This is a genomic window from Chelatococcus albus (assembly GCF_030067675.1).
Lineage (GTDB): Bacteria > Pseudomonadota > Alphaproteobacteria > Rhizobiales > Beijerinckiaceae > Chelatococcus_A > Chelatococcus_A albus.
Genome location: NZ_JASJEV010000016.1, coordinates 26,946 through 51,733, shown reverse-complemented (window position 1 = coordinate 51,733; position 24,788 = coordinate 26,946). Strand labels below are relative to the sequence as shown.

The window sequence follows — 24,788 nt, the reverse complement described above, 5'->3', positions numbered from 1 at the left end:
GCTCGTCGCGACGAGCCCGCCGATGATCGCCGCGGCCTTCCGCCCGGGATCGCCGGGAGAGCCCGGCCATGGCCGGGAGAATCACCGCGACGGCTGGCCGTGACCGGCCATCGACCAGGAAGAGCCGCCGCGCGCGTCCCCGCCGCGGCCGCCCTTGGCCGATGCGCGGGCCTTCAGGCGCGTGTCGGCGAGTTCGCCCTCCGCCTCCAGGATGGGATAGGCGGCGGCCACCAGATGGCCGTGGATGCGCTTCAGGTCGCGGATGATGTCGAGATGGATGCCGCTCGTCTCGATGGACTCCGGCCGCCCGTCCTTCAGGCGGACGAAATGGCTCTCGGTCGCATCGCGCTCGGCGGCGCGCGTCGGCCCCTTGTCGGCGAAGAGGCGCCGGGCAAGCCCGATGTCGCGCGTCGCGAAGACGTTGAAGGCGAGCCGCATCGTCTCGGCCACGCGCCCGTGGAAGGCGCGCAGATCCTCGAGGCCCTCCGGCGAGAAGGAGAGCTTCTTCCTGATCTTCTTGGCGGCAAGCTCGGCGAGGTTCTTGTCGATGATGTCGCCGATATGCTCGAGATTGGTTGTGAAGGTCAGGATCTCGACGAAACGGCGGCTCTCCTCCTCCGACATCTCCGCCTTGGAGGCTTCCACGAGATAGAGCTTGATCGCCTCGTGCAGGCGGTCGACGGCGTCGTCGGCCTTCTCGATCTCCTTCACGAGCTTGAGGTCGCTGCCCTCGATGGCGGGCAGCACGTCGCGCAGCATGGCGGCGACGCAGTCGCCCATGTGCAGCGTCTCGCGCATGGCACAGGCGAGCGCCTCGGAGGGCGTGTCGAGCACGCTCGCGTCGAGGTGGCGCGGCCGGCCGGCCTCGGGCGCCTGCGGCGCCTCGCGCCCCCAGCGCTCGAGGAGGCGCGCGAGCGCGCCGACGAAGGGCAGGCCGACGGCAGCCACGGCGAGGTTGAAGGCGGTGTGGAAGAGCACGACCCCCCGTGCCGGTTCGGCGACGGCCTCGGCGACGAGCCCGCTCGCCGGGCCGATGAAGGGCAGGATGGCGACGACCGCCGTCCCGCGCATGGCGAGGTTGCCGAGCGGCACGCGCCGCGCTGCCGGCGGCGCGCCGGAGAGCGCCGCCCAGGGCGCGAAGGCGCCGCCGATATTGGCGCCGAGCACGAGCGTCAGCGCCAGCGGCAGCGGGATGATGCCCCCGCCGGCGAGCGACATGACGAAGAGGACGATGGCAAGGCTCGAATGCGCCGCCCAGGTGATGAGGGCCGCGATGCCGAGTGCGATCAGCGGCTCCCCGCCCACGGCAGCGAGGACGACGCGCACGGTCGGCGATTCGCGAAGAGCGGCAGCGGCAAGGCCGAGCTCCTGCAGGGCGAGCAGCAGCAGGCCGAGGCCGATGACCGCGCGCGCGGCGCCGCGGGCCTTCTCCCCCTCCCGGCTCGAGAAGAGCACGAAGCCGGCGGCCACGAGCACGGCCCACAGCCACTTGACGTCAAAGGCGAGGAGCTGGGCGGCAAGCGTCGAGCCCACGTCGGCGCCCAGCATGACGGCGAGCGCCGCCGGCAGCTCGATGAGCCCACGGCCGGCAAAGGAGCCGATGATGAGGGCCGTGGCCGTGCTCGACTGCAGGAGGGTCGTCGTGGCGAGGCCGCTCGCGAAGGCGCTCGCCCGGCTGCGCGAGGACAGGGCCATGAGGCGCCGCAGCTCGGCGCCGAAGGCCCGGCTGACGCCGGTGCGCACCATGCGCACGCCCCAGAGGAGGAGCGCGACGCTGCCGATGAGCTGGACGAGGACCCGTGTTGCTTCCATCGGGGAAGGCTAGACGCTTAGCCGCCTACATGGAAGTGGTATTTTGTGGCGTCGCTCGATTCCTGCCGTTTATGACACTTTTGCGACAGTGCCTGCCTTTCGCCTCTCGGAACGGAGCGACAGCGGCAACCCTGAAAACACCCCGGTCATCCCTGGGGCGGAGCGCAGCGATGAGCCCGGGACCCAGAACCGATGCCGCTTGCCGGGAAGGCACGACGTCCACCGCGCCAGTCCCCTGCACCGCGATCGTTTCTGGGCCCCGGACAGCCGCTCACGCGGCTTCCGGGGTGACAGGGCGGAGGTTCCGGCGTGAGCCTGCCGGAGGAAGGTTCTCGCCGGAGCCGTCCACGGTCATCCCTGGGGCGCCTCCGCCACCGCCTGATGCGCGATCTCCAGGAAGCCGCGCAGCAGGGGGATGCGCCGTCGCTCCTCACGGCAGACGACATATTCCTCGACCGTGAGATCGGCGTCGGCGACGTCGAGCGCGTGAATGTCGGCGTCCGAGCCCAGTTCGCTGTCGAAGACGATGCCGATGCCGAAGCCGGCGACCACCGCCTCGCGCACCGCCTCGCGGGTCTGCACCTCGACGAGCGTGCCCGGCCGCACGCCGGCCTCGGACAGCCGCGCCTCGAATACCTCGCGCGTGATCGAGCCGCGCTCGCGAATGACGAGGTCGCGGCCGGTCAGCTCCTGCAGCGCCACGGCCTGACGATGCACCCAGGGATGCGCCTGCGGCACGAAGAGCACAAGGCGGTCGGCTCTCAATCTCAAGCTGTGGATGCGCGGGTCGGACGTGCGCTTGGCCATGACCGCCACGTCGGCGTCGTAGTCGAGAATCTGCTTCAGCACATCGGACGAATTGCCGACGCGCAGCGAGAAGGTGAGGCCCGCGTGCCGGCGCTTCAGCGCCGCGAGCAGCGGCATGACATGCGTCGGACTGTCTGCCGCCACGCGCAGATGGCCGCGCGCGAGCGTGCGGCTGCCGGCGATGAGGGCGCGCGCCTCGTCCTCCGCCGCGAAGAGACGCGTCGTGATGGTGAAGAGGTTCTGCCCGAGCGGCGTCAGGGTGACACCGCGCCCGCGCCGATTGAAGAGATTGACGCCGTGCATCTGCTCCAGCGCTCGCACCTGGGCCGAGAGCGTCGGCTGGCTGACGCCGCCGGCGCGCGCGGCATGGGTGAAGCTGCCGGCCTGGGCGACGAGATGGAAGGCCCTGAGATGGACGATGTTCACGTGGCCTGGCTCCACTGCCGCCGGGTCATGATATTATAGATATGATCTATATTACGTATCAAAAGCAAATATTTGACCTATGATTGGGGTAGCGCGAGCATGAGCCTGACATCAAGCCAGGAGCCTCACGGCATGTCGCTTGCTCCCTTCCCCCGCGCCGCCTCCGAGACCGGCGACCCCCTGCTGCTCACGCCCGGCCCGCTCACCACCTCCCGCTCGGTGAAGGAGGTCATGGTGCACGACTGGGGCTCGCGCGACGCGACATTCCTCAAGATCAACAAGGCGGTGCTCGAGCGCCTGCCGGAAATCGTCAACGGCGCGGGCACCCACGTCACCGTACCCATGCAGGGCTCGGGCACCTTCGCCGTCGAGGCCATGCTCACCAGCTTCGTGCCTGCCTCCGGCAAGGTGCTCGTGCTCATCAACGGCGCCTACGGCCACCGCGCCAAGCGCATCCTCGACATCGCCGGCCGCGCCACCGTCGTGCACGAGACGCCCGAAGACACCCCGCCCGATCTCGCCGCGGTGGAGGCGATCCTCGCCAAGGACCCCGCCATCACCCACGTCTTCGCCGTGCACTGTGAGACGACGAGCGGCATCCGCAATCCGATCGAGGCGATCGCCGCCCTCGTTGCCCGCCACCGCCGGCGCCTGCTCATCGACGCCATGAGCGCCTTCGGGGCGCTTCCGCTCGACGCTGCGGCGAGCCCCTTCGACGCGGTTGCCGCCTCCTCCAACAAGTGCATCGAGGGTGTGCCCGGCTTTGGCTTCGTCATCTGCCGGCGCGACGCGCTTGCCGAGACCAAGGGCAACGCCACCACGCTCGTCCTCGATCTCCACGACCAGTGGCAGGGCTTCGAGAAGACGGGGCAGTTCCGCTTCACCCCGCCGATCCACGTCATCGTGTCCTTTCACCAGGCGCTCGAGGAGTTCCTCGCCGAAGGCGGCGTCGCCGGGCGCGGCGGGCGCTACGCCGAGAACGGCAAGGTGCTGATCGACGGCATGCGGGCGCTCGGCTTCGAGACGCTGCTGCCCGACGCCCTGCAGGCGCCAATCATCGTCACCTTCCACATGCCGAGGGATCCGGCCTTCGTCTTCCAGCGCTTCTACGACGGGCTGAAGGAGCGCGGCTTCGTCATCTATCCCGGCAAGCTGACGGTGGCGGATTCCTTCCGCATCGGTTGCATCGGCCGGCTCTATCCCAAGGACCTGCACGCCGCGCTCGCCGCCGTGCGCGCGGTGCTCGCCGACATGGGTGTCGCGACGCCGCTCGCCAGGGCGGCATGACGGGCGGCGCGAGGAGAAGCACCATGAACATGCCGCGCGTCACCCCCCGCGAGGTCGTCGCCAACGGCCGCAGCTACCGCATGCCCAAGGTGCCGACGGTCGCCGTCTGCATCGACGGTTCCGAGCCCGGCTATATCGAGAGCGCCATCACCAAGGGACTCGCACCGAACCTCGACCGGCTGATGAAGACGGGCGCGAACCTGCTCGCAGCCTCGGTCATTCCGAGCTTCACCAACCCGAACAACATCTCGATCATCACCGGCCGCCCGCCGGCCGTGCACGGCATCGCCGGCAACTATTTCTACGACACGGCGGCAGGCGAGGAGGTGATGATGAACGACGCGCGCTTCATGCGCGCCGACACCATCCTGAAGGCCTTCCACGACGCCGGCGCCAAGGTCGCGGTCGTCACGGCCAAGGACAAGCTGCGCACGCTCCTCGGCAAGGGCCTCCACGCCTCGACGGGCCGGGCCGTCGCCTTCTCCTCGGAGAGGGCCGACAAGGCGACGAAGGCGGACAACGGCATCGGCGACGTGCTCGATTTCGTCGGCCGGCCGCTGCCGGGGGTCTATTCGGCGGATCTTTCGGAATTCGTCTTCGCCGCGGGCGTGAAGCTCCTCGAGACCTTCCGGCCGGACGTGATGTATCTGTCGACGACGGACTACATCCAGCACAAGGCGGCGCCCGGCTCCGAAGTCGCCGACGCCTTCTATGCAATGATCGACCGCTACGTCGGCCGGCTTGACGCGCTCGGCTGCGTGCTGGCGCTGACCGCCGACCACGGCATGAACGACAAGCACCTGCCGAATGGCGAGCCGGACGTCATCTACCTGCAGGACTGGTTCGACCGGCTCCTCGGCGAGGGCAAGGCGCGCGTCATCCTGCCGATCACCGACCCTTACGTCGCCCATCACGGGGCGCTGGGCTCCTTCGCGACCGTCTATCTGCCGGACGGCACGGACGCCGCCGCGATCATCGCCGACTTCTCCGGCATCGAGGGCATCGAGCTCGCGCTCACGCGGGAGGAGGCTGCGGCACGCTTCGAGCTGCCGGGCGACCGGATCGGCGACGTCATCGTCCTATCAACCCGTCACAAGGTGCTCGGCACGAGCCGGGCGCGTCACGACCTCTCCGGCCTCACCGAGCCGCTGCGCTCGCACGGCGGCCTCACCGAGCAGGTCGTGCCCATGATCGTCAACCGCAAGGTCGACGTGCCGGCTGGCCGCCGCCTGCGCAATTTCGATGTCTTCGACGTCGCGCTCAACCTCGTGAACTGAGGGCCCTGACCGGGAGCAGTACGGTGAGCAGCACCATGAGCAGCATCGTGGCCGATACCATCGCGCCCCAGGCGCCGCGCACGGCGGCAAAACCCGCCTTCCGCCGCGAGGCAATGCGGATTGCCGGCAAGCCCGTCGCGACGGACGAGGCGATCGAGGTCTTCAACCCCTATACGGGCGAGGTCGTCGGCACGGTGCCGGCCGCGCGCCCCGAGCACGTGCGCGAGGCCTTCGCCAGGGCCAAGGCCTTCAAGCCGAAGCTCAGCCGCTACGAGCGCCAGCAGATCCTCCTGCGCACGGCCGAGATCCTGGCGAGCCGCAAGCACGAGATCGCGAGCCTCATCACCACCGAATCCGGCCTCTGCTGGAAGGATTCGCTCTACGAGGCGGACCGCGCCTACGACGTCTATTCCTTCGCCGGCCAGCTCGTCATCAAGGACGACGGCGAGATCTTCTCCTGCGACATCAGCCCGCAAGGCAAGGCGCGGCGCATCTACACGATGCGCGTGCCGCTCCTCGGTGTCATCTCCGCCATCACGCCCTTCAACCACCCGCTCAATATGGTGTCGCACAAGCTCGCGCCGGCGATCGCCACCAACAACCGCGTGGTGCTGAAGCCGACGGAGCTGACGCCACTCACCGCCCTCCTCCTCGCCGACATCCTCTATGAGGCGGGCCTGCCGCCGGAGATGCTCTCGGTCGTCACCGGCAACCCGTCGACCATGGGCGATTCCATGATCACGGATCCGGATGCCGATCTCGTCACCTTCACGGGCTCGGTGCGGGTGGGCAAACACATCGCCGAGAAGGCGGGCTACAAGCGCCTCGTGCTTGAGCTCGGCGGCAACGACCCCCTCATCGTCATGGAGGACGCCGACCTCGACAAGGCGGCCGAGCTCGCCGTGCAGGGCGCCACCAAGAACTCCGGCCAGCGCTGCACGGCGGTGAAGCGCATCCTCGTCGTCGAGCGTGTCGCCGACGCCTTCGCCGAGAAGGTGCTGGCGAAGGCGAAGACGCTCAAGTGCGGCGACCCGATGGACCCGGAAACGGACGTCGGCACCGTCATCAACGAGCGCTCGGCCGAGCTCTTCGAGCGTCGCGTCGTCGACGCCTGCGAGAAGGGCGCGAGGCTCCTCCACGGCAACGACCGCCGTGGCGCGCTCTATCCCCCGACCGTGGTCGACCACGTGCCTTACGACTGCGAGCTCGTGCACGAGGAAACATTCGGACCGGTGATCCCGATCATCCGCTGCCCGAACGACATCGAGGCGGTGATCCGCATCTCCAATGCGACGGCCTACGGCCTCTCCTCCGGCGTCTGCACCAACCGCCTCGACTACATCACGCGCTTCATCAGCGAGCTCGAGGTCGGTACGGTGAATGTCTGGGAGGTGCCGGGATACAGGATCGAGATGTCGCCCTTCGGGGGCATCAAGGATTCCGGCCTCGGCTACAAGGAGGGCGTGGTCGAAGCCATGAAGGGCTTCACCAACGTGCGCACCTATTCGCTGCCCTGGCCGGCATGATGTTGCGAGGGCAAACAGTCGTCGCACAATAATAACGCTTGCAAGTTCTTGGCGCGGTGGCTCTATGATGCGAAATGTGGCGTTTCTCGCCACGCAATGAAAATACTAAGAAATAAATCCAGAGGAGAGGGTCGATGAAGCGTTGGCTTGCGGTCGGGGCGGCACTCGCCCTGACGTTCGGTCTCGGCGGCGCCGCGACGGCGCAGCAGAAGACGAAACTGACCATCTACACCGCGCTGGAGAACGACCAGCTCGCCCCCTACAAGGCCGCCATCGAGGCGAGCGTGCCCGAGGCCGAGGTGGTGTGGGTGCGCGATTCCACCGGCGTCATCACTGCCCGCTTCCTTGCCGAGAAGGACAATCCGCGCGCCGACATGGTGATGGGCCTCGCGGCCTCGAGCCTGCTGCTCTTCGAGAAGCTGAACCTGCTCGAGCCCTATGCGGCGAAGGGCGCCGAGGCGCTGAAGCCCGCCTTCCGCGATACGGCCGAGCCAGCCACCTGGCTCGGCATGGACGCCTTCCTCGGGGCGATCTGCTACAACACGGCCGAGGGCCAGAAGGCCGGCACCAAGGCGCCGGCCTCGTGGAAGGACCTGACCGCGCCCGCCTTCAAGGGCAAGCTCGTCATGCCCCACCCAGCCTCCTCGGGCACCGGCTATCTCATGGTCGCCGCCTGGCTGCAGATGATGGGTGAGGAGGCCGGCTGGAAGTTCATGGACGCCCTGCACGAGAACATGGCCGTCTACACGCATTCGGGCTCGGCGCCCTGCGTGCAGGCCGCCCGCGGCGAGCGCGTCGCCGGCATCGCCCTCGACATGCGCGGCGCGAGCGAGAAGACCAAGGGCGCGCCCATCGACGTCATCGTGCCGGCCGAGGGCACGGGCTGGGACATGGAGGCACTCGCCATCGTCAGGGGCTCGAAGAACGCCGAGGTGGCCAAGAAGGTGGCCGACTGGGCAGCGACGAAGAGGGCGAACGAGGTCTACGCCAAGTTCTATGCGGTGGTGGCCTACCCCGGAGTCAACAACACCCCGCCGAACTATCCGGAGAAGGCGGAAGAGCGCATGATCAAGAACGACTTCGCCTGGATGGCGCAGAATCGCGAGCGGATCCTCGCCGAGTGGTCGAAGCGCTACGAAGCGAAAGCCGCTCCGAAGAACTGAGGTTCTCCGCCATGGCCCGCCTCATCTCGCCCCGGATGCCCCACGGCCTCATGCGCGAGGAGGCGGGCGACAGCGTCCGCCATCACGACGGAGGCACAGCGGCGATGCGACACGCCGACGATCCCATGGCGACCCCGCCGGGCGACGGCGTCTCGTCCCTGCCCTGCCTCAGCATCCGCGGGCTCGGCAAACACTTCGGTGCCTTCACCGCGCTCAAGGCCATCGACCTCGACGTGCGCCGGGGGGAGTTCATCTGCTTCCTCGGCCCGTCCGGCTGCGGCAAGACCACGCTTCTGCGCGCCATCGCCGGCCTCGACCGGCAGGACGAGGGCACGATCGCGATGAGCGGGCGCGATGTCTCCGACGCGCCGCCGGCAACGCGCGACTTCGGCATCGTCTTCCAGTCCTACGCGCTCTTCCCCAACCTGACGGTCGCCGACAATGTCGCCTACGGCCTCGTCAACCGCCGCCGGCCGCGGGCGGAGATCAAGGCGCGCGTCGCGGAACTCCTCGCCCTCGTCGGCCTGCCCGACCAGGGGCACAAATTTCCGGTGCAGCTCTCCGGCGGCCAGCAGCAGCGCGTGGCGCTCGCCCGCGCGCTCGCAACCTCTCCGGGCCTCCTTCTCCTCGACGAGCCGCTCTCGGCCCTCGACGCCAAGGTGCGCGTGCGCCTGCGCGAGGAGATCCGCAGCCTGCAGCGGCGCCTCGGTGTCACCACCATCATGGTGACGCACGACCAGGAAGAGGCGCTCGCCATGGCCGATCGCATCGTCGTCATGAACCAGGGCGTGATCGAGCAGGTGGGCACGCCGGCCGACATCTACCGGCATCCGGCGACCGCCTTCGTCGCGGATTTCGTCGGCACGACGAGCTTCCTCGACGCGACGGTGACCGGCCCCGGGCGGGTCGTGAGCGGCGCGCTCGAGCTCGCCTGCGCCGACGACCGCGGGCTTGCCCCCGGCACGCCGGTGCTTCTCGGCCTAAGGCCCGAGGAAATCCGCCTGCGCGGCGTCGGCGCGGGCGACGTCAACGCCGTCGCGGTGCGCGTCGAGGGCCTCGACTTCCTCGGTTCCTTCTGCCGCGCGCGCCTTCAGCCCGAGATCGCCGCGGCGGGCACGTTGCGCGCTGATCTGTCGGCCAATCTGATGCGCGACCTCGCGGTGGCCGAAGGGCAGACGATCATGGTCGTGCTGCCGCCGGAGAGTCTGCGCGTCTTTGCGGCCCGAGGTTGAGGGAGAGGCGTCCGATGTCCCTCGCCGCGACAACCGGCCTCTCGACCGCCGAACGAAGCCCCGCGCTGCGGGAGGAGCGCGTTGCCGGCGTCCTGATCGCCCTCCTCTGCCTCTTCCTCGTCGCTGCCATCGCCCTGCCGCTCTGGGCTCTCCTGTCGAAGAGCTTCGAGAACCACGAGGGCAGCTTCGTGGGCCTCGCGAACTACGCCCGCTACTTCGCGACGCCGACCCTCGTCGCGGCGCTCTACAACAGCCTGTGGGTCGCGGCGCTGGCGACAGCCATCGTCATCCCGCTCGCTTTCATCTACGCCTACGCCCTGACGCGCAGCTGCCTGCCCTTCAAGGGGCTGTTCTACGCGCTCGCGCTCCTGCCGCTCTTTGCCCCGTCACTCCTCGCGGCGATCTCGCTCATCTACGTGTTCGGCAACCAGGGCATGCTGAAGGGGCTCATGTTCGGGGCCTCGATCTATGGCCCGATCGGCATCGTCGTCGCCGAGGTCTTCTACTGCTTCCCGCATGCCCTCCTCATCCTTGTCACCGCCCTGTCGCTCGCCGACGGGCGGCTCTACGAGGCGGCGGCGGCGCTCGGCACCTCGCCCCGCCGGGTATTCCTCACGGTGACGCTGCCCGGCGTGCGCTACGGCCTGATCTCCGCGACCTTCGTCGTCTTCACGCTGGTGGTGACGGACTTCGGCATCCCCAAGGTCATCGGCGGCCAGTTCAGCGTGCTGGCGACGGACGCCTACAAGCAGGTGGTCGGCCAGCAGAACTTCGAGATGGGTGCCGTCGTCGGCATGATCCTGCTCGTACCGGCGGTCCTCGCCTTCCTCGTCGACCGGCTGGTGCAGCGCCGGCAGGTGGCGCTGCTCTCGGCCCGCGCCGTGCCCTACGAGCCGAAGCCGAACAGCAGCCGCGACATCGGCCTCGGGCTCTACTGCCTCGCCGTGGGCGGCCTCGTCGCCGCCGGGCTCGGCGTCGCGGTCTGGGCCTCCTTCGTGCGCTACTGGCCCTACAACCTGTCGCTGACCTTCGGGAACTACGACTTCCAGACCGTCGAGCCCGGCGGCTGGGCGCCCTATTTCACCTCGCTCGCCATGGCGGCGCTCGCCGCCGCCATCGGCACTGCGATCGTCTTCGTCGGCGCCTATCTCATCGAGAAGCTGAAGGTGTTCCCGGCCGGCCGCGCCTTCGCGCATTTCCTCGCCATGCTGCCCATGGCGGTGCCGGGCCTCGTGCTCGGCCTCGGCTACGTCTTCTTCTTCAATGCCTCGTGGAACCCGCTCAACCTGCTCTACGGCACGCTTGCCGTCCTCGTCCTCAACACCATCGCGCATTTCTACACGGTGGCGCACATCACGGCGGTGACGGCGCTCAAGCAGATCGACGGCGAGTTCGAGGCGGTTTCGGCCTCGCTCAAGGTGCCGTTCTGGACGACCTTCCGCCGCGTGACGGTGCCGATCTGCACGCCGGCGATCCTCGACGTCGCCGTCTACATGTTCGTCAACGCCATGACGACCGTGTCGGCGGTCATCTTCCTCTATGGCCCCGGCACCAAGCTCGCCTCGATTGCCGTGGTGCACATGGACGAGGCTGGCGCCATGGCCGCCGCCGCCGCCATGGCGACCATGATCGTCGTCACCGCCATCGGCGTGAAGGCGCTGCATCTCGTCCTCGACCGCTTCGTCTTCGGGCGCCTGCAGGCCTGGCGGAAGCGGTGAGAGCCGCTTTCCCCGCCGGGCCCATCCGGCGGGCGGGGCGGCTGCACGCCGCCGAGTGAATGATCGCCCCTTCGAGAGACCGCCCATGGCCAGCCCCTCGCGCAAGGACACCGGCCTCGACGTCGCCCAGTCGGAGAGCGATACGAACCTGACGAGCCGCCGCGCCGCCTGGCAGGCGACCAACCTCGACGCCGCGGCGCGGCGCATCCTGGCCGAGGACGAGCGCCATTTCCTGCGCCAGTCCGTCTCGACGCCCTGCCTCAATGTCGTGGCGAAGGCCGAAGGCATCTTCATCGAGGACACGGCCGGGCGCCGCTACATGGACTTCCACGGCAACAACGTTCATCACGTCGGCTATGGCCATCCGCGCCTGAAGCGCGCCATCGCCGAACAGATGGACGCCCTGCCCTTCGCCCCGCGCCGCTATGCCTGCGAGCCGGCGGCGGCGCTCGCAAGGAAACTTGCCGCCATCGCGCCCGGTGACCTCGGCAAGGTGCTCTTCACCACCGGCGGCTCGGACGCGATCGAGGTCGCGGTGAAGATCGCGCGCACGGCGACGGGGCGCTTCAAGACCCTGTCCTTCTGGGACGCCTTCCACGGCGCGGGCTTCGGCGCCGGGGCGCTTTCGGGCGAGGCGTTGTTCCGCTCCGGCCCCGCCGCGCCGCTCGTGGCGGGTGCTGCCCATGTCGCGCCCTTTGCCTGCTACCGCTGCCCCTACGGCTACGCGACCGACGCGGACGGCAACCCGCCGCTCGAGCTCTGCAAGGTCGCCTGCGCCCGCATGGTCGACTACGTGCTGTCGCGCGAGGGCGATGTGGCGGCCGTGATCGCGGAGCCGGCCCGCGCCGTGCCCTACGTGCCGCCGCCCGGCTTCTGGCAGATCGTGCGCGAGGCCTGCGACCGCCACGGCGCCCTCCTGGTCTTCGACGAGATCCCCACGGGCCTCGGCAAGACCGGGCGCATGTTCGCCTGCGAGCATGACGGTGTGGTGCCGGACATCCTCGTCATGGGCAAGGGTCTCGGCGGCGGCATCCTGCCCATCGCCGCCGTCGTGGCGCGGCCGGATCTCGACGTGGGCGGGCACTACGCCTTCGGCCACTACACGCACGAGAAGAACCCTGTGACGGCGCGCGCGGCGCTCACCACCATCGAGATCATCGAGGAGGAGGGGCTCATCGCCAACGCCGCGCACGTCGGCGCGCTCGCCCTCGCGCGTCTCAAGGAGATGAAGCGGCGCCTGCCGGCGATCGGCGACGTGCGCGGCCGCGGCCTCCTTCTCGGCATCGAGCTCGTCGCGGATCGGGAGACGAGGGAGCCGGCGAACGACCTCGCCGAGGCGGTGATGTACCGGGCGCTCGACCACGGCCTCTCCTTCAAGACGACGATGGGCAATGTGCTTACCCTCACCCCGCCCCTCGTCGTCACCGAGGCGCAGATGCTCGAGGCGCTGGCCATCATCGAGGAGGCGATCGCCGCCGGCTGAGGCGGCGCGGAGCCCCTGCTAGGGGCTCACCCCGGGGCCGATGAAGCCGGTGCGCAGGGCATGAGCCCAGGAGGGACGACCGTTCTTCTCGGCCTCGACCGCCGCACTCTCCCAGTCGTAGGGGATCGCCAGGAGCTCGATTTCGGCCCCGTGCTCGCCAAGCGTCAGGACGGCATAGCGGGCGTGGGGCGAGCCCGTCTCGGAGACGTGCGGGGGCGCGTCGTCGCTGTAGGCCGGACAGCCGACGCTGCCAGGATTGACGACGAGCTGCCCTGTCGGCAGCCGCGCCGCCCTCGGCTGGTGGCTGTGGCCGCACAGCGCCACGCCCTCCTCCACTTCGGCCAGCCGCGCGGCGATGCTCGCCAGCGGGGCAAGGGTGAGCCGGCCGTCCGCCACCTCGTCGAGGAGATAGGCCATGTCGTCGGCAGGCGTGGCATGGAAGAGGGTCACGCCGCCCGCGAGCGTCAGCCGCGGCGGCAGGCCGGCGAGCCAGGCGCGCTGCGCATCGTCGAGCGCATCATAGGCGTGACGGTCCGACAGCCCCAACGCACCCGGCCTCCCGGTGCCGACGACGCGGTCGTGGTTGCCGCGCACCGTCGGCAGGTCGAGCTCCATCAGGCGCTCGCAGGTCTCGCGCGGCCAGAGAGGGCCGGAGACGCAGTCGCCGAGATTGACGACGCCGTCCGCCCCCCGTCGCCAGATGTCGCGCAGCACCGCATCGAGGGCCGGAAGATTGCCGTGCACGTCGGCGATGATGGCCAGGCGCATGGTTGGTGCTCCTGCAAGGCTGGGACGCACCCCATTCATCCGTCGCAGCGCTGGCAAATCAAGCGAAGGCGCCCGTCCTGCGCCTCGGGCATGGGTGCCTGATCACCACCGCGGCTGGACGGCCCCCGTCGCGACGGGCTAGAAGCCTATTCCATGAGCGACATGGCTATTTCGACGGCGTCCCCACGCTTGGCCTGGGGCGAGGAGGTACGTTCGACCCTCGCGCTGAGCTGGCCGCTGATCCTCACCAATCTGGCGCAGACAGCGCTCACCGCGACCGACGTCGTCATGATGGGCTGGGCGGGGCCGGACATGCTCGCCGCCGGGGCGCTGGGCTCCAACCTCTATTTCGCGCTCATGATCTTTGGCCTCGGCATCGTCACGGCGACGGCGCCCTTGATCGCGCGCGAGATCGGCCGCAAGCGCCATTCCGTGCGCGACGTACGCCGCACCGTGCGCCAAGGCCTGTGGGTGGCGACGGCGATCTCCATTCCCTTCTGGATCGTGCTGTGGCACGCCGAGGCGATCCTCGACGCCATGGGCCAGGAGCCGGCGCTCGCAGCGGAAGCCGGGGCCTATGTGCGCGCCCTGCAGTGGGGCATCCTGCCCTTTCTCGGCTATATCGTCCTGCGCTCCTTCATCTCGGCGCTGGAGCGCCCGACCTGGGCACTCGCGGTCGCTGGCCTCGCGGTCGTCTTCAACGCGTTGGCGGACTGGGTGCTGATCTTCGGCCATCTCGGCTTCCCCCGGCTCGGCATCGTCGGCGCGGGCATCGCCTCAAGCCTTGCGAGCCTCTTCATGTTCTCCGGACTTGCGCTGGTCCTCCTCGTCGACCGGCGCTTCCGCCGCTACCGACTCTTCGGCCGCTTCTGGCGGGCGGACTGGTGCCGTTTCCGCGAGGTCTGGCGCCTCGGCCTGCCGATCGGGGCGACGCTCGCCTTCGAGGTGACCATCTTCAATGCGGCGGTGTTCCTGATGGGCCTCATCGGCGCCGCCTCCCTCGCGGCCCATTCCATCGCCATCCAGATCGCTTCGCTCTCCTTCATGGTGCCGCTCGGCCTTGGCCAGGCCGCCACGGTGCGCGTCGGCCTCGCCTACGGCGCCGACGATACGCAAGGCATCCGGCGGGCCGGCTGGACGGCCTTCGCCATGGGCGTCGGCTTCATGGCGTGCACCGCCCTCGTGATGATGGCTGCGCCGCGCATGCTCGTCGGCGTCTTCCTCGACCTCGACGATCCGGCCAATGCGCCGGTCGTGGAGCTTGCTGTCAGCTTCCTGTTCTTCGCCGCCCTCTTCCAAGTGGTGGATGGGGCGCAGGCGGTGGGCGCCGGCATGCTGCGCGGCCTGCACGACACGCGCGTCCCCATGGTCTATGCCGCCCTCGGCTACTGGGGCGTCGGCCTGCCGCTCGGTACCGCCCTCGCCTTCCCCGCCGGACTCGCGGGCCGCGGCATCTGGATCGGGCTCGCCACCGGCCTTGCCATCGTCGCGGCGCTCATGCTCCAGCGCTGGCTGCGGCGCGAGCGGCTCGGGCTCGTGTATCTGGGCGGGCGCTGAACGGCCTGAGCCGCCTATCCCAGCACCACGAGGAGATCCTTGGCGTCGATCGGGCTGCCGGGGTGGACGAGGACCTCCTGTACGGTGCCGCTGCGGGCGGCGTGCAAGGCGGTTTCCATCTTCATCGCCTCGATGGTGAGGATGACGTCGCCGGCCTCGACCGCCTGGCCGGGGCGGACGGCGAGGGTCGAGACGACGCCCGGCATGGGGGCGGCGACGTGAGCGTCATTGCCCTCCTCGGCCTTGCGGCGGGCGGGCAGCGTCGCCACGGCCGAGCGGTTCGGCACCTTGACGATGCGCGGCTGGCCGTTGAGCTCGAAGAAGACGCGGACGAAGCCCTCCTCGTCCGTCTCGCCGATGACCTGCAGCCGCAGGACGAGCGTCTTGCCCGTCTCGATGGTGACGGAAATCTCCTCCCCCACCCCCATGCCGTAGAAATAGACCGGTGTCGGCAGGCAGGAGACGGGGCCGTACTTGCGCGCCGCCGCGGCATAGTCGGTGAAGACCTTCGGATACATGAGGAAGGAGGCGAGCTCGCGGTCGTCGAGCCTGCGACCGCACCGCTTCTCCGCCTCCGCCCGCGCCGCCTCGAGATCGGCATCCGCCAGGAGCGAGCCGGGGCGCACGATGATCGGCGCCTCGCCCTTCAGAGCCTTCTTCTGCAGAGCGGCCGGCCAGCCCCCCGGCGGCTGGCCGAGGTCGCCGCGCAGCATCTCGACGACGGAGGCCGGGAAGGCGATGTCGCGGTGCGGGTCCGCGACATCGGCGGGGGAAAGGCCCTGCGCCACCATCATCAGCGCCATGTCGCCCACCACCTTGGAGGACGGCGTCACCTTGACGATGTCGCCGAAGAGGTCGTTCGCCGCGCGATAGGCTCTCGCCACGTCGTGCCAGCGAGTCTCGAGGCCGAGCGCGCGGGCCTGCTCCTTCAAGTTGGTGAACTGCCCGCCCGGCATCTCGTGCAGATAGACCTCCGAGGCGCCGGCCTTGAGATCGCTCTCGAAGGGGGCGTACTGCAGGCGCACCGCCTCCCAGTAGAAGCTGAGCTGCCGGATCGCTTCCGGGTCGAGCCCGGTGTCGCGCGGGGTGTGGCGCAGCGCCTCGACGAGCGAGCCGAGGCAGGGCTGCGAGGTCGTGCCCGACATGGCATCCATGGCAGCGTCGACGGCGTCGACGCCCGCGTCCACCGCCGCGAGCAGGCTCGCCGCCGCGATGCCCGAGGTGTCGTGCGTGTGCAGGTGGATGGGCAGGCCCACCTCTTCCTTCAGCGCCTTGACGAGGAGGCGTGCGGCGGCGGGCTTGAGGAGGCCCGCCATGTCCTTGATGCCGAGGACGTGGCAGCCGGCCCTCTCCAGCTCCTTGGCGAGGTCGACGTAATAGCGCAGCGAATATTTGGCACGGGCCGGATCGAGGATGTCACCGGTGTAGCAGATCGCCCCTTCCGCGAGCTTGCCCACCTCGCCCACGGCGTCGATGGCGACGCGCATGTTCTCGACCCAGTTGAGGCAGTCGAAGATGCGGAAGAGGTCGATGCCGGCGCTCGCCGCCTCGCGCACGAAGAAGCGCACGACATTGTCGGGATAGTTCGTGTAGCCGACGCCGTTGGCGCCGCGCAGCAGCATCTGCAGGAGGAGGTTGGGCACCTTCTCGCGCAAGGTGGCGAGGCGCTCCCACGGGTCCTCGCCGAGGAAGCGCATGGCAACGTCGAAGGTGGCGCCGCCCCAGCATTCGAGCGACAGGAGTTGCGGCAGACCCGCCGCATAGGCCTCCGCCGCCGCCGCGATGTCGAAACTGCGCATGCGCGTGGCGAGGAGCGACTGGTGCGCGTCGCGCATCGTCGTGTCGGTCACGAACACGCGCGTCTCGCACCGCATCCAGTCGGCGAAGCCCCTGGGGCCAAGGCGGTCGAAGAGCGGCTTCGTGCCCTCCCACGGCAGCGCCTCGAAGCGCGGCGGCTCGGGCCGGCGCGCCTCGGCTGGCGGCCGCGCCCGGCCCTTCACCTCCGGATGACCGTTGACGGTCACGTCGGCGATATAGGTGAGGAGCTTCGTCGCCCGGTCACGACGCTTGGGGAACTCGAAGAGCTCGGGCGTGTCGTCGATGAAGCGCGTCGTGTAGTCGTTCGCCTTGAACTTCGGATGGGCGAGCACGGCCTCGAGGAAGGCGAGGTTCGTGGCGACGCCGCGGATGCGGTATTCGCGCAGGACCCGGTCCATGCGGGCGATGGCCTCCTGGGGTGTCGGCGCCCAGGCGGTCACCTTCTCCAGCATCGGGTCGTAGTAGCGCGTGACGACGGCGCCCGAATAGGCCGTACCGCCGTCGACGCGGATGCCGAAGCCGAAGGCGCCGCGATAGGCAGTGATGCGGCCATAGTCCGGGATGAAGTTGTTCTCCGGGTTCTCGGTCGTGATGCGGCACTGCAGGGCGTGGCCGTCGAGGCCGATCTTCTCCTGCGGCGGGATGCCGGTCTCCTCGGGCCGGCCGAGCCGCCCGCCCTCGGCGATGCGGATCTGCGCCTTGACGATGTCGAGGCCCGTGACGACCTCGGTCACCGTGTGCTCCACCTGGATACGCGGGTTGACCTCGATGAAGTAGAAGGCGCCCGTGTCGGCATCCATGAGAAACTCGACCGTGCCGGCGCCGACATACGCCGTCGCCTGGCCGATGGCGAGCGCCGCCTCGGCGAGTGCCGCGCGCTGCGCCGCGTCGAGATAGGGTGCCGGGGCGCGCTCGATCACCTTCTGGTGGCGGCGCTGGATGGAGCAGTCGCGCTCGAAGAGATGCACGAGATTGCCGTGCGTGTCGCCGAGGAGCTGCACCTCGACGTGGCGGGCGCGGCGCACGAGCTTCTCGAGATAGACCTCGTCCTTGCCGAAGGCAGCGCGCGCCTCGCGCCTCGCCGTCATCACCGCATCGAGGAGCTGGTCTTCGCCCTCTATGGGGCGCATGCCGCGCCCGCCCCCGCCCCACGAGGCCTTGAGCATGACGGGATAGCCGATCTCGGCGGCGAGCCGCCTGATTGCGGCCGGATCGTCGGGCAGCGGGTCCGTCGCCGGCATCACCGGCACGCCGACCGAGATGGCAAGGTTGCGCGCCGCCACCTTGTTCCCGAGCGTGCGCATCGTCTCCGGGCGAGGGCCGATGAAGTCGATGCCCGCGGTGGCGCAGGCCTCGGCGAACTCCGGGCTCTCGGAGAGGAAGCCGTAGCCCGGATGGATGGCGTCGACCTTTGCCTCCTTGGCGACGCGGATCACCTCGTCGATCGACAGATAGGCCTCGATCGGGCCGCGGCCCCTGCCGACCTGATAGGCCTCGTCCGCCTTGAAGCGGTGCAGCGAGAGCTTGTCCTCCTCGGCATAGATCGCGACCGTCTGGATGCCGAGCTCGGTCGCCGCGCGGAAGACGCGGATGGCGATCTCGGAACGGTTGGCGACGAGGATGCGCTTGAACGTCATTCCGCAAGACCCTTGCACGCGCGGGACCTCGGCCCCGGCGCCGATGGCGCTGATTGTCGAGGAAACCGGCGGCTGCCGGCCTTCCTGGCGATCGGCCCGTGCGCTGCCTCGCACGTATCGATCTAATCGATAAGATTATGAAATGTGTCATTTCGCAAGTGCGAGACGGTGGCCGCCCGCAGCCGCCCCGCACCGCCTCACAGGCCGGGGTGGCGAGGGAGGCGCGGCCTCACGAGCCTGCGGCCGGCCGGGCACCAAGATGGGCCAGGAGGTCGAAGGGCAAGGGGAAGACGATGGTGGAGGAGCGCTCCCCGGCGATGTCGTGCAGCGCCGCGAAATAGCGCAGCTGCATCGCCTGAGGTTCGCGCGCCAGCGCCATGCCGGCCTCGACGAGCTTCTCCGCCGCCTGCTGCTCGCCCTCGGCATTGATCACCTTGGCGCGGCGCAGGCGCTCGGCCTCGGCCTGCTTGGCGATGGCCCGCACCATGCTCTCGTTGATGTCGACGTGCTTGATCTCGACGATCGTGACCTTGATGCCCCAGGCGTCGGTCTGCTGGTCGAGGAGCTCCTGGATGTCGGCGTTGAGCCTGTCGCGTTCGGCCAGCATCTCGTCGAGCTCGTGCTTGCCGAGCACGGAGCGCAGTGTCGTCTGAGCAAGCTGGCTGGTCGCGGCCATGTAGTCCTCGACCTTGATGATCGCCCGCTCGGCATCGACGATGCGAAAGTATATGACGGCATTCACCTTCACCGAGACGTTGTCGCGGGAGATGACGTCCTGCGGCGGGACGTCCTGCACCACAACGCGCAGGTCGACCTTCACGAGCTGCTGGACGACGGGGATGAGGATGATGAGGCCCGGGCCCTTCACGCCCGTGAAGCGGCCGAGGGTGAAGACGACGCCGCGCTCGTACTCGCGCAGGATGCGGATCGCCGCCGACAGGAACATGACGATGGCGAGCACCGCCACGAGATAGGCCACATAGTTGAGGATCATCGCGCTCCTCCCTCGCCCGCCTTCCGATCCCGCCGCCGCACGACGAGGGTCAGCCCCTCGACGGTCGCGACCTCCGCCTTGTCTCCCGGCGCGAAGACATCCGTGCCGCGAGCCTGCCAGCGCTCGCCGGAGGCAAGCACGTGGCCCGCGCCGTCCTGCCAGTCGACCACCTCGACCCGCGTGCCCGGCATGGTCTGCACGCCGATGCGCAGCGGCTGACGGCGCGACCGCCACAGGTAGCCGATGACGAGGACGACGAGCCCGACGGTCGCCGCCGCCGCGCCGCCGATGACGAAGGGCGAGAGCCTGAAGCCGGGCGCCTCCGCGTCGATGAGCATCAGGGCGCCCAGGACGAAGGCCACGACGCCGCCGATGCCGAGCACGGCCGTCGGCATGAAGGCCTCGACGACGAGGAAGGCGATGCCCATGAGCATCAGGGCGAGGCCCGTGTAGTCGATCGGCAGGAGATTGAGCGCGTAGAGGCCGAGCAGCAGGCAGATGGAACCGACGACCCCAGGCGCCACGGTGCCGGGATTGGCGAACTCGAAGATCAGGCCGTAGATCCCGACCATCATGAGGATGAGGGCGACGTTCGGATTGGTGATGACCGACAGGAAGCGGACGAACCAGCTCGGCTCGAAGGTCTCGACCGCAAGCCCCCTCGTCGCGAGCTGCAGGGAGGCGCCGTGGGCGAGCTCGACGCTGCGCCCGTCGATGCGCGCGAGCAGGTCGTCAGGGCCGCGGGCGATGAGGTCGATCACGCCCTCCTGCAGGGCGGCCGGCGAGGACAGGCTCGCCGCCTCGCGCACCGCCTTCTCCGCCCAGGTCGCGTTGCGGCCGCGCAGCTCGGCGAGGCTGCGGATAAGGGCGACCGCGTCGTTCGTCGCCTTCGCCGTGCTCGCGTCCGGTGCGCCCGGCGCCGGCGAGGTGCCGTCCTTGCCCTGGCCCGGCTTCTTGTCGCCCTCGCCGCCGGGCAGGCCGGGCAGCGGGCCGCCGATCTGCACGGGTGTCGCCGCGCCCAGGTTTGTGCCCGGCGCCATCGCGGCAACGTGAGTGGCGTAGAGGATGTAGGTGCCCGCGCTCGCGGCATGTGCGCCGGCCGGCGCGACGAAGCCGACGACCGGCACCGGCGAGCCGAGCACGTCGGCGATGATCTCGCGCATGCTCGTCGCGAGCCCGCCCGGCGTGTTGAGGCGCAGGATGACGACCGTCGCCCGGCGTTTCCCGGCCTCGGCAAGGCCGTCCTTCACGTGGCGAGCCGTGGCCGGCCCGATCGGGCCCTCGATGGCGACGGTGAGGGCGATACCCGGCCTGCCGCCCGCGGCCTGGTCGGCCGGGGCGCCGCCGGTCGCCACCGCCATGAGCATGGCCACGGCGGCCGCAAAAATGGCCAAACGGGCTCGCTTCACGCTCGGGGCTCCCTCATGGGGCTCCCTTCGCGGAATATAAGGTAGCGGCAGCGCCGCCGCCACACGCGGCTACGCCGACGGTCGAGGGCGTGCCGGACGCGCCGATCACATGGAAGCGATAAGGGGGCGGAGAGCGCCTTCGCGCTGCCGCGCCGCCCGCAGCCGCCCCGGCCAGTCAGCGCGACCGGAGGACGTCGTAGCCCGCGTCCGTGATGGCCTTGGCAAGCGTCGCCTCGTCCTTGGCGGCATCGACGGTGACGGTCCTTGCGGCGAGATCGACACTGACGCGCGCGCCGGGCGCCACGCGCTCCACGGCGCGGGTGACGCTGTTGACGCAGCCCTGGCAGGTCATCCCCTCGACTTCGAACGTAACGGGCATGGCATTCGTCCTCTGTGCAGGCGGCCGTCCGGCGGCCGGGAAACGATGGCGGCAGGCGTCGCGCCAGCCGCCGGAGGATCAGGCGCGCCTCGGACGCGGCCGTTGCATCGATGCTCTCGCGGCGCGGCTCGACGGCCTCCGGCCTGCGCCCCCGCGCCGCCCGGCGCGGATGGCGCGCACCCTCGGCGAGTTCGTCGAGGATCGGGCAGTCAGGGCGATGGTCGCCGTGACAGGTCTCAGCGAGATGCCGGAGCGTCCGGCTCATGGCCTCGAGCTCCGCGATCTTCCTCTCGAGCTCGACAATATGGGCGAGGGCGAGGCGCTTCACGTCGACGCTGGCGCGCGACTTGTCGCGCCACAGCGTCAGGAGCTCACCCATCTGCTCGATGGAGAAGCCGAGATCGCGGGCGCGGCGGATGAAGCGCAGCGTATGCACATCCGTGTCCGAATAGACGCGATAGCCCGCATCCGTGCGCAGGACCTTGGTGATGAGACCGATGCTCTCGTAGTAGCGGATCATCTTGGCGGAAACGCCGGACGCCGCGGCAGCCTGACCGATGTTCATCGCCTTTCCTCCCTTCTCATGCCGCCTGGCCGGCCACGGCCGCGGGCCGCGCCCCGGCTTCCGCCCGCATGGGCGGGCGGAAGCGGCGCAGCCTGAGCGCGTTGCCCACGACGAAGATGCTCGAGAAGGCCATGGCGCCCGCAGCGACGATGGGCGACAGCAGGAGCCCCCAGGCCGGATAGAGCGCGCCGGCAGCGAGGGGGATGAGCACCACGTTGTAGACGAAGGCCCAGAACAGGTTCTCCCGGATGTTGCGGATCACGGACTGCGACAGCGCGATGGCGTTCGGTACGTTGCGCAGGTCGCCCGACATCAGGACCACGTCGGCGCTCTCGATGGCAATATCCGTGCCGGTGCCGATGGCGATACCGACGTCGGCCTCGGCCAGCGCCGGAGCATCGTTGATGCCGTCGCCCACGAAGGCGACCCGGCGGCCGCCGGCGCGCAGACGCTTGAGCGCCGCAACCTTGCCCTCGGGCAGGACCTCGGCCATCACCTCGTCGATGCCGAGCCGGCGGGCGATGGCCTCCGCCGTGCGGCGGTTGTCGCCGGTGATCATGGCCACCTTCAGGCCAAGCGCGTGCAGGCTGGCGATGGCCTCGGGGGTCGAGGGCTTGATGGCGTCGGCCACGGCGACGACGGCGGCAAGCCGGCCGTCCACGGCCGCGTAGAGCGGCGTCTTGCCCTCGTCGGCGAGGCGCTGCGCCACTGCGGCGAAGGGCGCCACGTCGAGGCCGAGCGTCGCCATGAAGCGGTCGGCGCCCACGGCGATGTCCCGCCCCGCGACCCGGGCCTCGGCGCCGTGGCCGGGCACGCCTTCAAAGCGCTCGACCGCGGCGAGCGTCAGCCCCTCGGCGCGCGCCGCCGCCACGATGGCCTCGGCGATCGGATGCTCCGAGCGCGCCTCGACGGCGGCGACGAGCGCCAGGATCTCGCTCCGGTCGAACCCGCCGGCCGCGACGAAGTCCGTCAGCTCCGGCCGCCCGCGGGTCAGCGTACCGGTCTTGTCGAGAGCGACGACGCCGACGTCGCGCAGGGACTGCAGGGCATCGCCCTGGCGGAAGAGCACGCCCATCTCCGCGGCCCGGCCGGTCCCGACCATGATCGAGGTCGGTGTGGCAAGGCCCATGGCGCAGGGGCAGGCGATGATGAGCACGGCGACCGCGTTGACGAGGGCAAAAGTCAGCGCCGGGTCGGGCCCGAAGACGAGCCAGACGACAAAGGTCGCCGCGGCCACCGCCATCACGGCGGGCACGAACCAGGCCGTGACGCGGTCGACGAGCGCCTGGATCGGGAGCTTGGCGCCCTGCGCCGCCTCGACCATGCGGATGATCTGGGCGAGCACCGTGTCGGCGCCGACCTTGGTGGCGCGCAGGGTGAAGCTGCCGGTCTTGTTGACCGTGCCGCCGACGACGGCCGTGCCCTCGCCCTTCTGCACGGGCACCGGCTCGCCCGTGATCATCGACTCGTCGACGAAGGACGAGCCCTCGACGACATCGCCGTCGACGGGCACCCGCTCGCCCGGCCGCACCAGGACGAGGTCGCCGACGCGCACCTCCTCGAGCGGCACCTCGATGGCCCGGCCGTCGCGCTCGACGCGGGCGGTCTTCGGCTGCAGCGTCATCAGGTGCCTGATCGCCTCGCTGGTGCGCCCCCTGCTCTTGGCTTCGAGGTAGCGCCCGAGCAGGATGAGTGTGACGATGACGGCGGCGGCCTCGTAATAGACATTCACCGTGCCTTCGGGCAGCACCTGCGGCGCGAAGGTGGCGACGAGCGAGTAGCCGTAGGCCGCGCTCGTGCCGAGCACGACCAGGGAGTTCATGTCCGGTGCGCCGCGCAGGAGCGACGGCACGCCCTTCTGGTAGAACCTGAGGCCGGGACCGAACTGCACGACCGTGGCGAGCATGAAGGACAGGAGATAGAGCCCCTGATCCCCGAGGCCGTCCATGAGGACCTCGTGCATCCCCGGCACGAGATGCGAGCCCATCTCGAGCACGAAGATCGGCAGGGTGAAGATGGTCGCGATGACGAGGCTGCGGCCGAGGGCGCGCTGCTCGGCCGCGCGCGCCGCCGCCTCCCTGTCCGCCTGCGGCACGCCTGCCTCGCGCAGCCTGGCGCCGTAGCCGGTGCGTTCCACGGCCGCGACGAGTTCGCCCGGCCCGGCGCTGCCGCGCAACACCTCAACCTGAGCCCGCCCGGTCGCGAGATTCACGGAGGCCGCGCGCACGCCCGGCACCGCCTTCAACGCCTTCTCCACTCGCGACACGCAGGAGGCGCAGGTCATGCCCTCGATCGCGAGCTCGATCGTGTCGGACGCCACCTCATAGCCGGCCTTCTCGACGGCCGCGACCAGGAGCGATGCGTCGGGCGCGCCGGCAAAGGTCACTTCGGCGCGCTCCGTCGCCAGGTTGACGGCAGCCGCACTGACGCCCGGAACGGCCTTCAGCGACTTCTCCACCCGCCCCACGCAGGAGGCGCAGGTCATGCCCTCGATGCGCAGGCTCAGGTGGCTGGCGGCCGGGCCCGCCGGCCGGGTCGTCTGTTCGGCGACGGCAGTCTCTGTCATGTCGCTTCTCCTCGTCTGCCATATGGATGAAGCTTCCCATAATGGGAAGGTCAAGTGCCCTTGCGGCGGGCGCGGACGAAGACGGCAGGGACGACCGCGAGACACCCGAATGCCTCGGGCCTCGCGGGGCCGTGGCCATTGATGCATTGGGTCACGACGGCGGCGGACCGGGCGGGACTCACCCCGATCCGGCGCATCTTCCACGAAAACGAAGGCCAGCCGGTGAAAAAACTCACCGCTTCTCACGCGTGGCACCGTCGCACGGCCCAAGCCAAGCCGACGGCGCCCCGGAGGAGGACGGGTTTGGCGAGCCGCGCCCGCGCCGAAATGCCACACGCCGGTCGCAGGCCATGCGCCGCAGCAG

General features: G+C 69.7%; 16 protein-coding genes and 1 pseudogene. 8 read left to right on the top strand and 9 right to left on the bottom strand.

Annotated elements, in window-relative coordinates; translation table 11 throughout:
* Nucleotides 1-81: 81 nt before the first annotated feature.
* Entirely contained in the window at nucleotides 82-1,812 is a 1,731-nt protein-coding gene (locus QNA08_RS17765; protein WP_283742062.1) for a Na/Pi cotransporter family protein, read from the bottom strand.
* A gap of 351 nt (nucleotides 1,813-2,163) precedes the next feature.
* Nucleotides 2,164-3,045, bottom strand: a complete 882-nt coding sequence (locus tag QNA08_RS17760; RefSeq protein ID WP_283742061.1) for a LysR substrate-binding domain-containing protein — start codon at nucleotides 3,043-3,045, stop codon at nucleotides 2,164-2,166.
* Between the two features lie 132 nt (nucleotides 3,046-3,177).
* On the opposite strand from QNA08_RS17760, the gene QNA08_RS17755 reads away from it, so the two are divergent.
* From QNA08_RS17755 to pbfA, 7 genes are all read left to right on the top strand, one after another.
* Nucleotides 3,178-4,332, top strand: a complete 1,155-nt coding sequence (locus tag QNA08_RS17755; protein WP_283742060.1) for a 2-aminoethylphosphonate--pyruvate transaminase — start codon at nucleotides 3,178-3,180, stop codon at nucleotides 4,330-4,332.
* A 29-nt stretch (nucleotides 4,333-4,361) separates the two neighbouring features.
* Entirely contained in the window at nucleotides 4,362-5,609 is a 1,248-nt protein-coding gene (gene phnA / locus QNA08_RS17750; protein ID WP_283742071.1) for a phosphonoacetate hydrolase, read from the top strand.
* Nucleotides 5,610-5,644: 35 nt separating this feature from the next.
* Nucleotides 5,645-7,135, top strand: a complete 1,491-nt coding sequence (gene phnY / locus QNA08_RS17745; protein ID WP_283742059.1) for a phosphonoacetaldehyde dehydrogenase — start codon at nucleotides 5,645-5,647, stop codon at nucleotides 7,133-7,135.
* 134 nt (nucleotides 7,136-7,269) lie between these two features.
* Nucleotides 7,270-8,298, top strand: a complete 1,029-nt coding sequence (locus QNA08_RS17740) for a putative 2-aminoethylphosphonate ABC transporter substrate-binding protein (protein ID WP_283742058.1) — start codon at nucleotides 7,270-7,272, stop codon at nucleotides 8,296-8,298.
* 104 nt (nucleotides 8,299-8,402) lie between these two features.
* Nucleotides 8,403-9,530: a putative 2-aminoethylphosphonate ABC transporter ATP-binding protein gene (locus QNA08_RS17735; RefSeq protein ID WP_422679948.1), complete on the top strand. Its 1,128-nt coding sequence runs from the start codon at nucleotides 8,403-8,405 to the stop codon at nucleotides 9,528-9,530.
* Between the two features lie 14 nt (nucleotides 9,531-9,544).
* Nucleotides 9,545-11,248: a putative 2-aminoethylphosphonate ABC transporter permease subunit gene (locus QNA08_RS17730; protein WP_283742057.1), complete on the top strand. Its 1,704-nt coding sequence runs from the start codon at nucleotides 9,545-9,547 to the stop codon at nucleotides 11,246-11,248.
* Between the two features lie 85 nt (nucleotides 11,249-11,333).
* Nucleotides 11,334-12,731 (top strand): (R)-1-hydroxy-2-aminoethylphosphonate ammonia-lyase, encoded by a 1,398-nt coding sequence (pbfA, locus tag QNA08_RS17725; protein ID WP_283742056.1) that lies wholly within the window; start codon nucleotides 11,334-11,336, stop codon nucleotides 12,729-12,731.
* 18 nt (nucleotides 12,732-12,749) lie between these two features.
* Here pbfA and QNA08_RS17720 read toward each other — a convergent pair whose 3' ends face one another.
* Complete coding sequence (locus tag QNA08_RS17720) at nucleotides 12,750-13,499, bottom strand: metallophosphoesterase family protein (protein ID WP_283742055.1); 750 nt, start codon at nucleotides 13,497-13,499, stop codon at nucleotides 12,750-12,752.
* A 162-nt stretch (nucleotides 13,500-13,661) separates the two neighbouring features.
* Here QNA08_RS17720 and QNA08_RS17715 point away from each other — a divergent pair, with 162 nt between their 5' ends.
* On the top strand, nucleotides 13,662-15,056 hold the full coding sequence (locus QNA08_RS17715; RefSeq protein ID WP_283742069.1) for an MATE family efflux transporter: 1,395 nt from the start codon (nucleotides 13,662-13,664) through the stop codon (nucleotides 15,054-15,056).
* Nucleotides 15,057-15,070: 14 nt separating this feature from the next.
* On the opposite strand, the gene pyc is transcribed toward QNA08_RS17715, so the two are convergent.
* The 6 genes and pseudogenes from pyc to QNA08_RS17685 all read right to left on the bottom strand — a co-directional run bounded on the left by pyc (nucleotide 15,071) and on the right by QNA08_RS17685 (nucleotide 24,424).
* Complete coding sequence (gene pyc, locus QNA08_RS17710) at nucleotides 15,071-18,511, bottom strand: pyruvate carboxylase (RefSeq protein WP_283742054.1); 3,441 nt, start codon at nucleotides 18,509-18,511, stop codon at nucleotides 15,071-15,073.
* Nucleotides 18,512-18,740: 229 nt separating this feature from the next.
* A complete protein-coding gene (locus QNA08_RS17705; RefSeq protein ID WP_283742053.1) occupies nucleotides 18,741-19,505 on the bottom strand; it encodes a slipin family protein in 765 nt (254 codons plus the stop codon).
* Complete coding sequence (locus QNA08_RS17700; RefSeq protein ID WP_422679947.1) at nucleotides 19,502-20,914, bottom strand: NfeD family protein; 1,413 nt, start codon at nucleotides 20,912-20,914, stop codon at nucleotides 19,502-19,504. Before QNA08_RS17700 ends, QNA08_RS17705 begins: the two co-directional genes overlap by 4 nt.
* Nucleotides 20,915-21,089: 175 nt before the next feature.
* Nucleotides 21,090-21,293 carry a heavy-metal-associated domain-containing protein gene (locus QNA08_RS17695; protein ID WP_283742052.1) on the bottom strand — a complete coding sequence of 68 codons (204 nt, stop codon included), beginning with the start codon at nucleotides 21,291-21,293 and terminating at the stop codon, nucleotides 21,090-21,092.
* 175 nt (nucleotides 21,294-21,468) lie between these two features.
* Nucleotides 21,469-21,858: pseudogene (gene cueR / locus QNA08_RS17690) on the bottom strand (Cu(I)-responsive transcriptional regulator); the annotation flags it as partial.
* Between the two features lie 16 nt (nucleotides 21,859-21,874).
* Nucleotides 21,875-24,424 (bottom strand): heavy metal translocating P-type ATPase, encoded by a 2,550-nt coding sequence (locus QNA08_RS17685; protein ID WP_283742051.1) that lies wholly within the window; start codon nucleotides 24,422-24,424, stop codon nucleotides 21,875-21,877.
* Between the last annotated feature and the right edge of the window lie 364 nt (nucleotides 24,425-24,788).

Excerpts from the sequence above, each read along its gene's own strand:
- QNA08_RS17740 (WP_283742058.1), top strand. The coding sequence starts at position 7,270 with ATGAAGCGTTGGCTTGCGGTCGGGGCGGCACTCGCCCTGACGTTCGGT.
- QNA08_RS17715 (WP_283742069.1), top strand. The coding sequence starts at position 13,662 with ATGGCTATTTCGACGGCGTCCCCACGCTTGGCCTGGGGCGAGGAGGTA.
- phnY (WP_283742059.1), top strand. The coding sequence starts at position 5,645 with ATGAGCAGCATCGTGGCCGATACCATCGCGCCCCAGGCGCCGCGCACG.
- pyc (WP_283742054.1), bottom strand. The coding sequence starts at position 18,511 with ATGACGTTCAAGCGCATCCTCGTCGCCAACCGTTCCGAGATCGCCATC.
- QNA08_RS17735 (WP_422679948.1), top strand. The coding sequence starts at position 8,403 with ATGCGACACGCCGACGATCCCATGGCGACCCCGCCGGGCGACGGCGTC.
- QNA08_RS17705 (WP_283742053.1), bottom strand. The coding sequence starts at position 19,505 with ATGATCCTCAACTATGTGGCCTATCTCGTGGCGGTGCTCGCCATCGTC.
- QNA08_RS17765 (WP_283742062.1), bottom strand. The coding sequence starts at position 1,812 with ATGGAAGCAACACGGGTCCTCGTCCAGCTCATCGGCAGCGTCGCGCTC.
- QNA08_RS17720 (WP_283742055.1), bottom strand. The coding sequence starts at position 13,499 with ATGCGCCTGGCCATCATCGCCGACGTGCACGGCAATCTTCCGGCCCTC.
- QNA08_RS17685 (WP_283742051.1), bottom strand. The coding sequence starts at position 24,424 with ATGACAGAGACTGCCGTCGCCGAACAGACGACCCGGCCGGCGGGCCCG.
- phnA (WP_283742071.1), top strand. The coding sequence starts at position 4,362 with ATGCCGCGCGTCACCCCCCGCGAGGTCGTCGCCAACGGCCGCAGCTAC.
- QNA08_RS17755 (WP_283742060.1), top strand. The coding sequence starts at position 3,178 with ATGTCGCTTGCTCCCTTCCCCCGCGCCGCCTCCGAGACCGGCGACCCC.
- QNA08_RS17695 (WP_283742052.1), bottom strand. The coding sequence starts at position 21,293 with ATGCCCGTTACGTTCGAAGTCGAGGGGATGACCTGCCAGGGCTGCGTC.
- QNA08_RS17730 (WP_283742057.1), top strand. The coding sequence starts at position 9,545 with ATGTCCCTCGCCGCGACAACCGGCCTCTCGACCGCCGAACGAAGCCCC.
- pbfA (WP_283742056.1), top strand. The coding sequence starts at position 11,334 with ATGGCCAGCCCCTCGCGCAAGGACACCGGCCTCGACGTCGCCCAGTCG.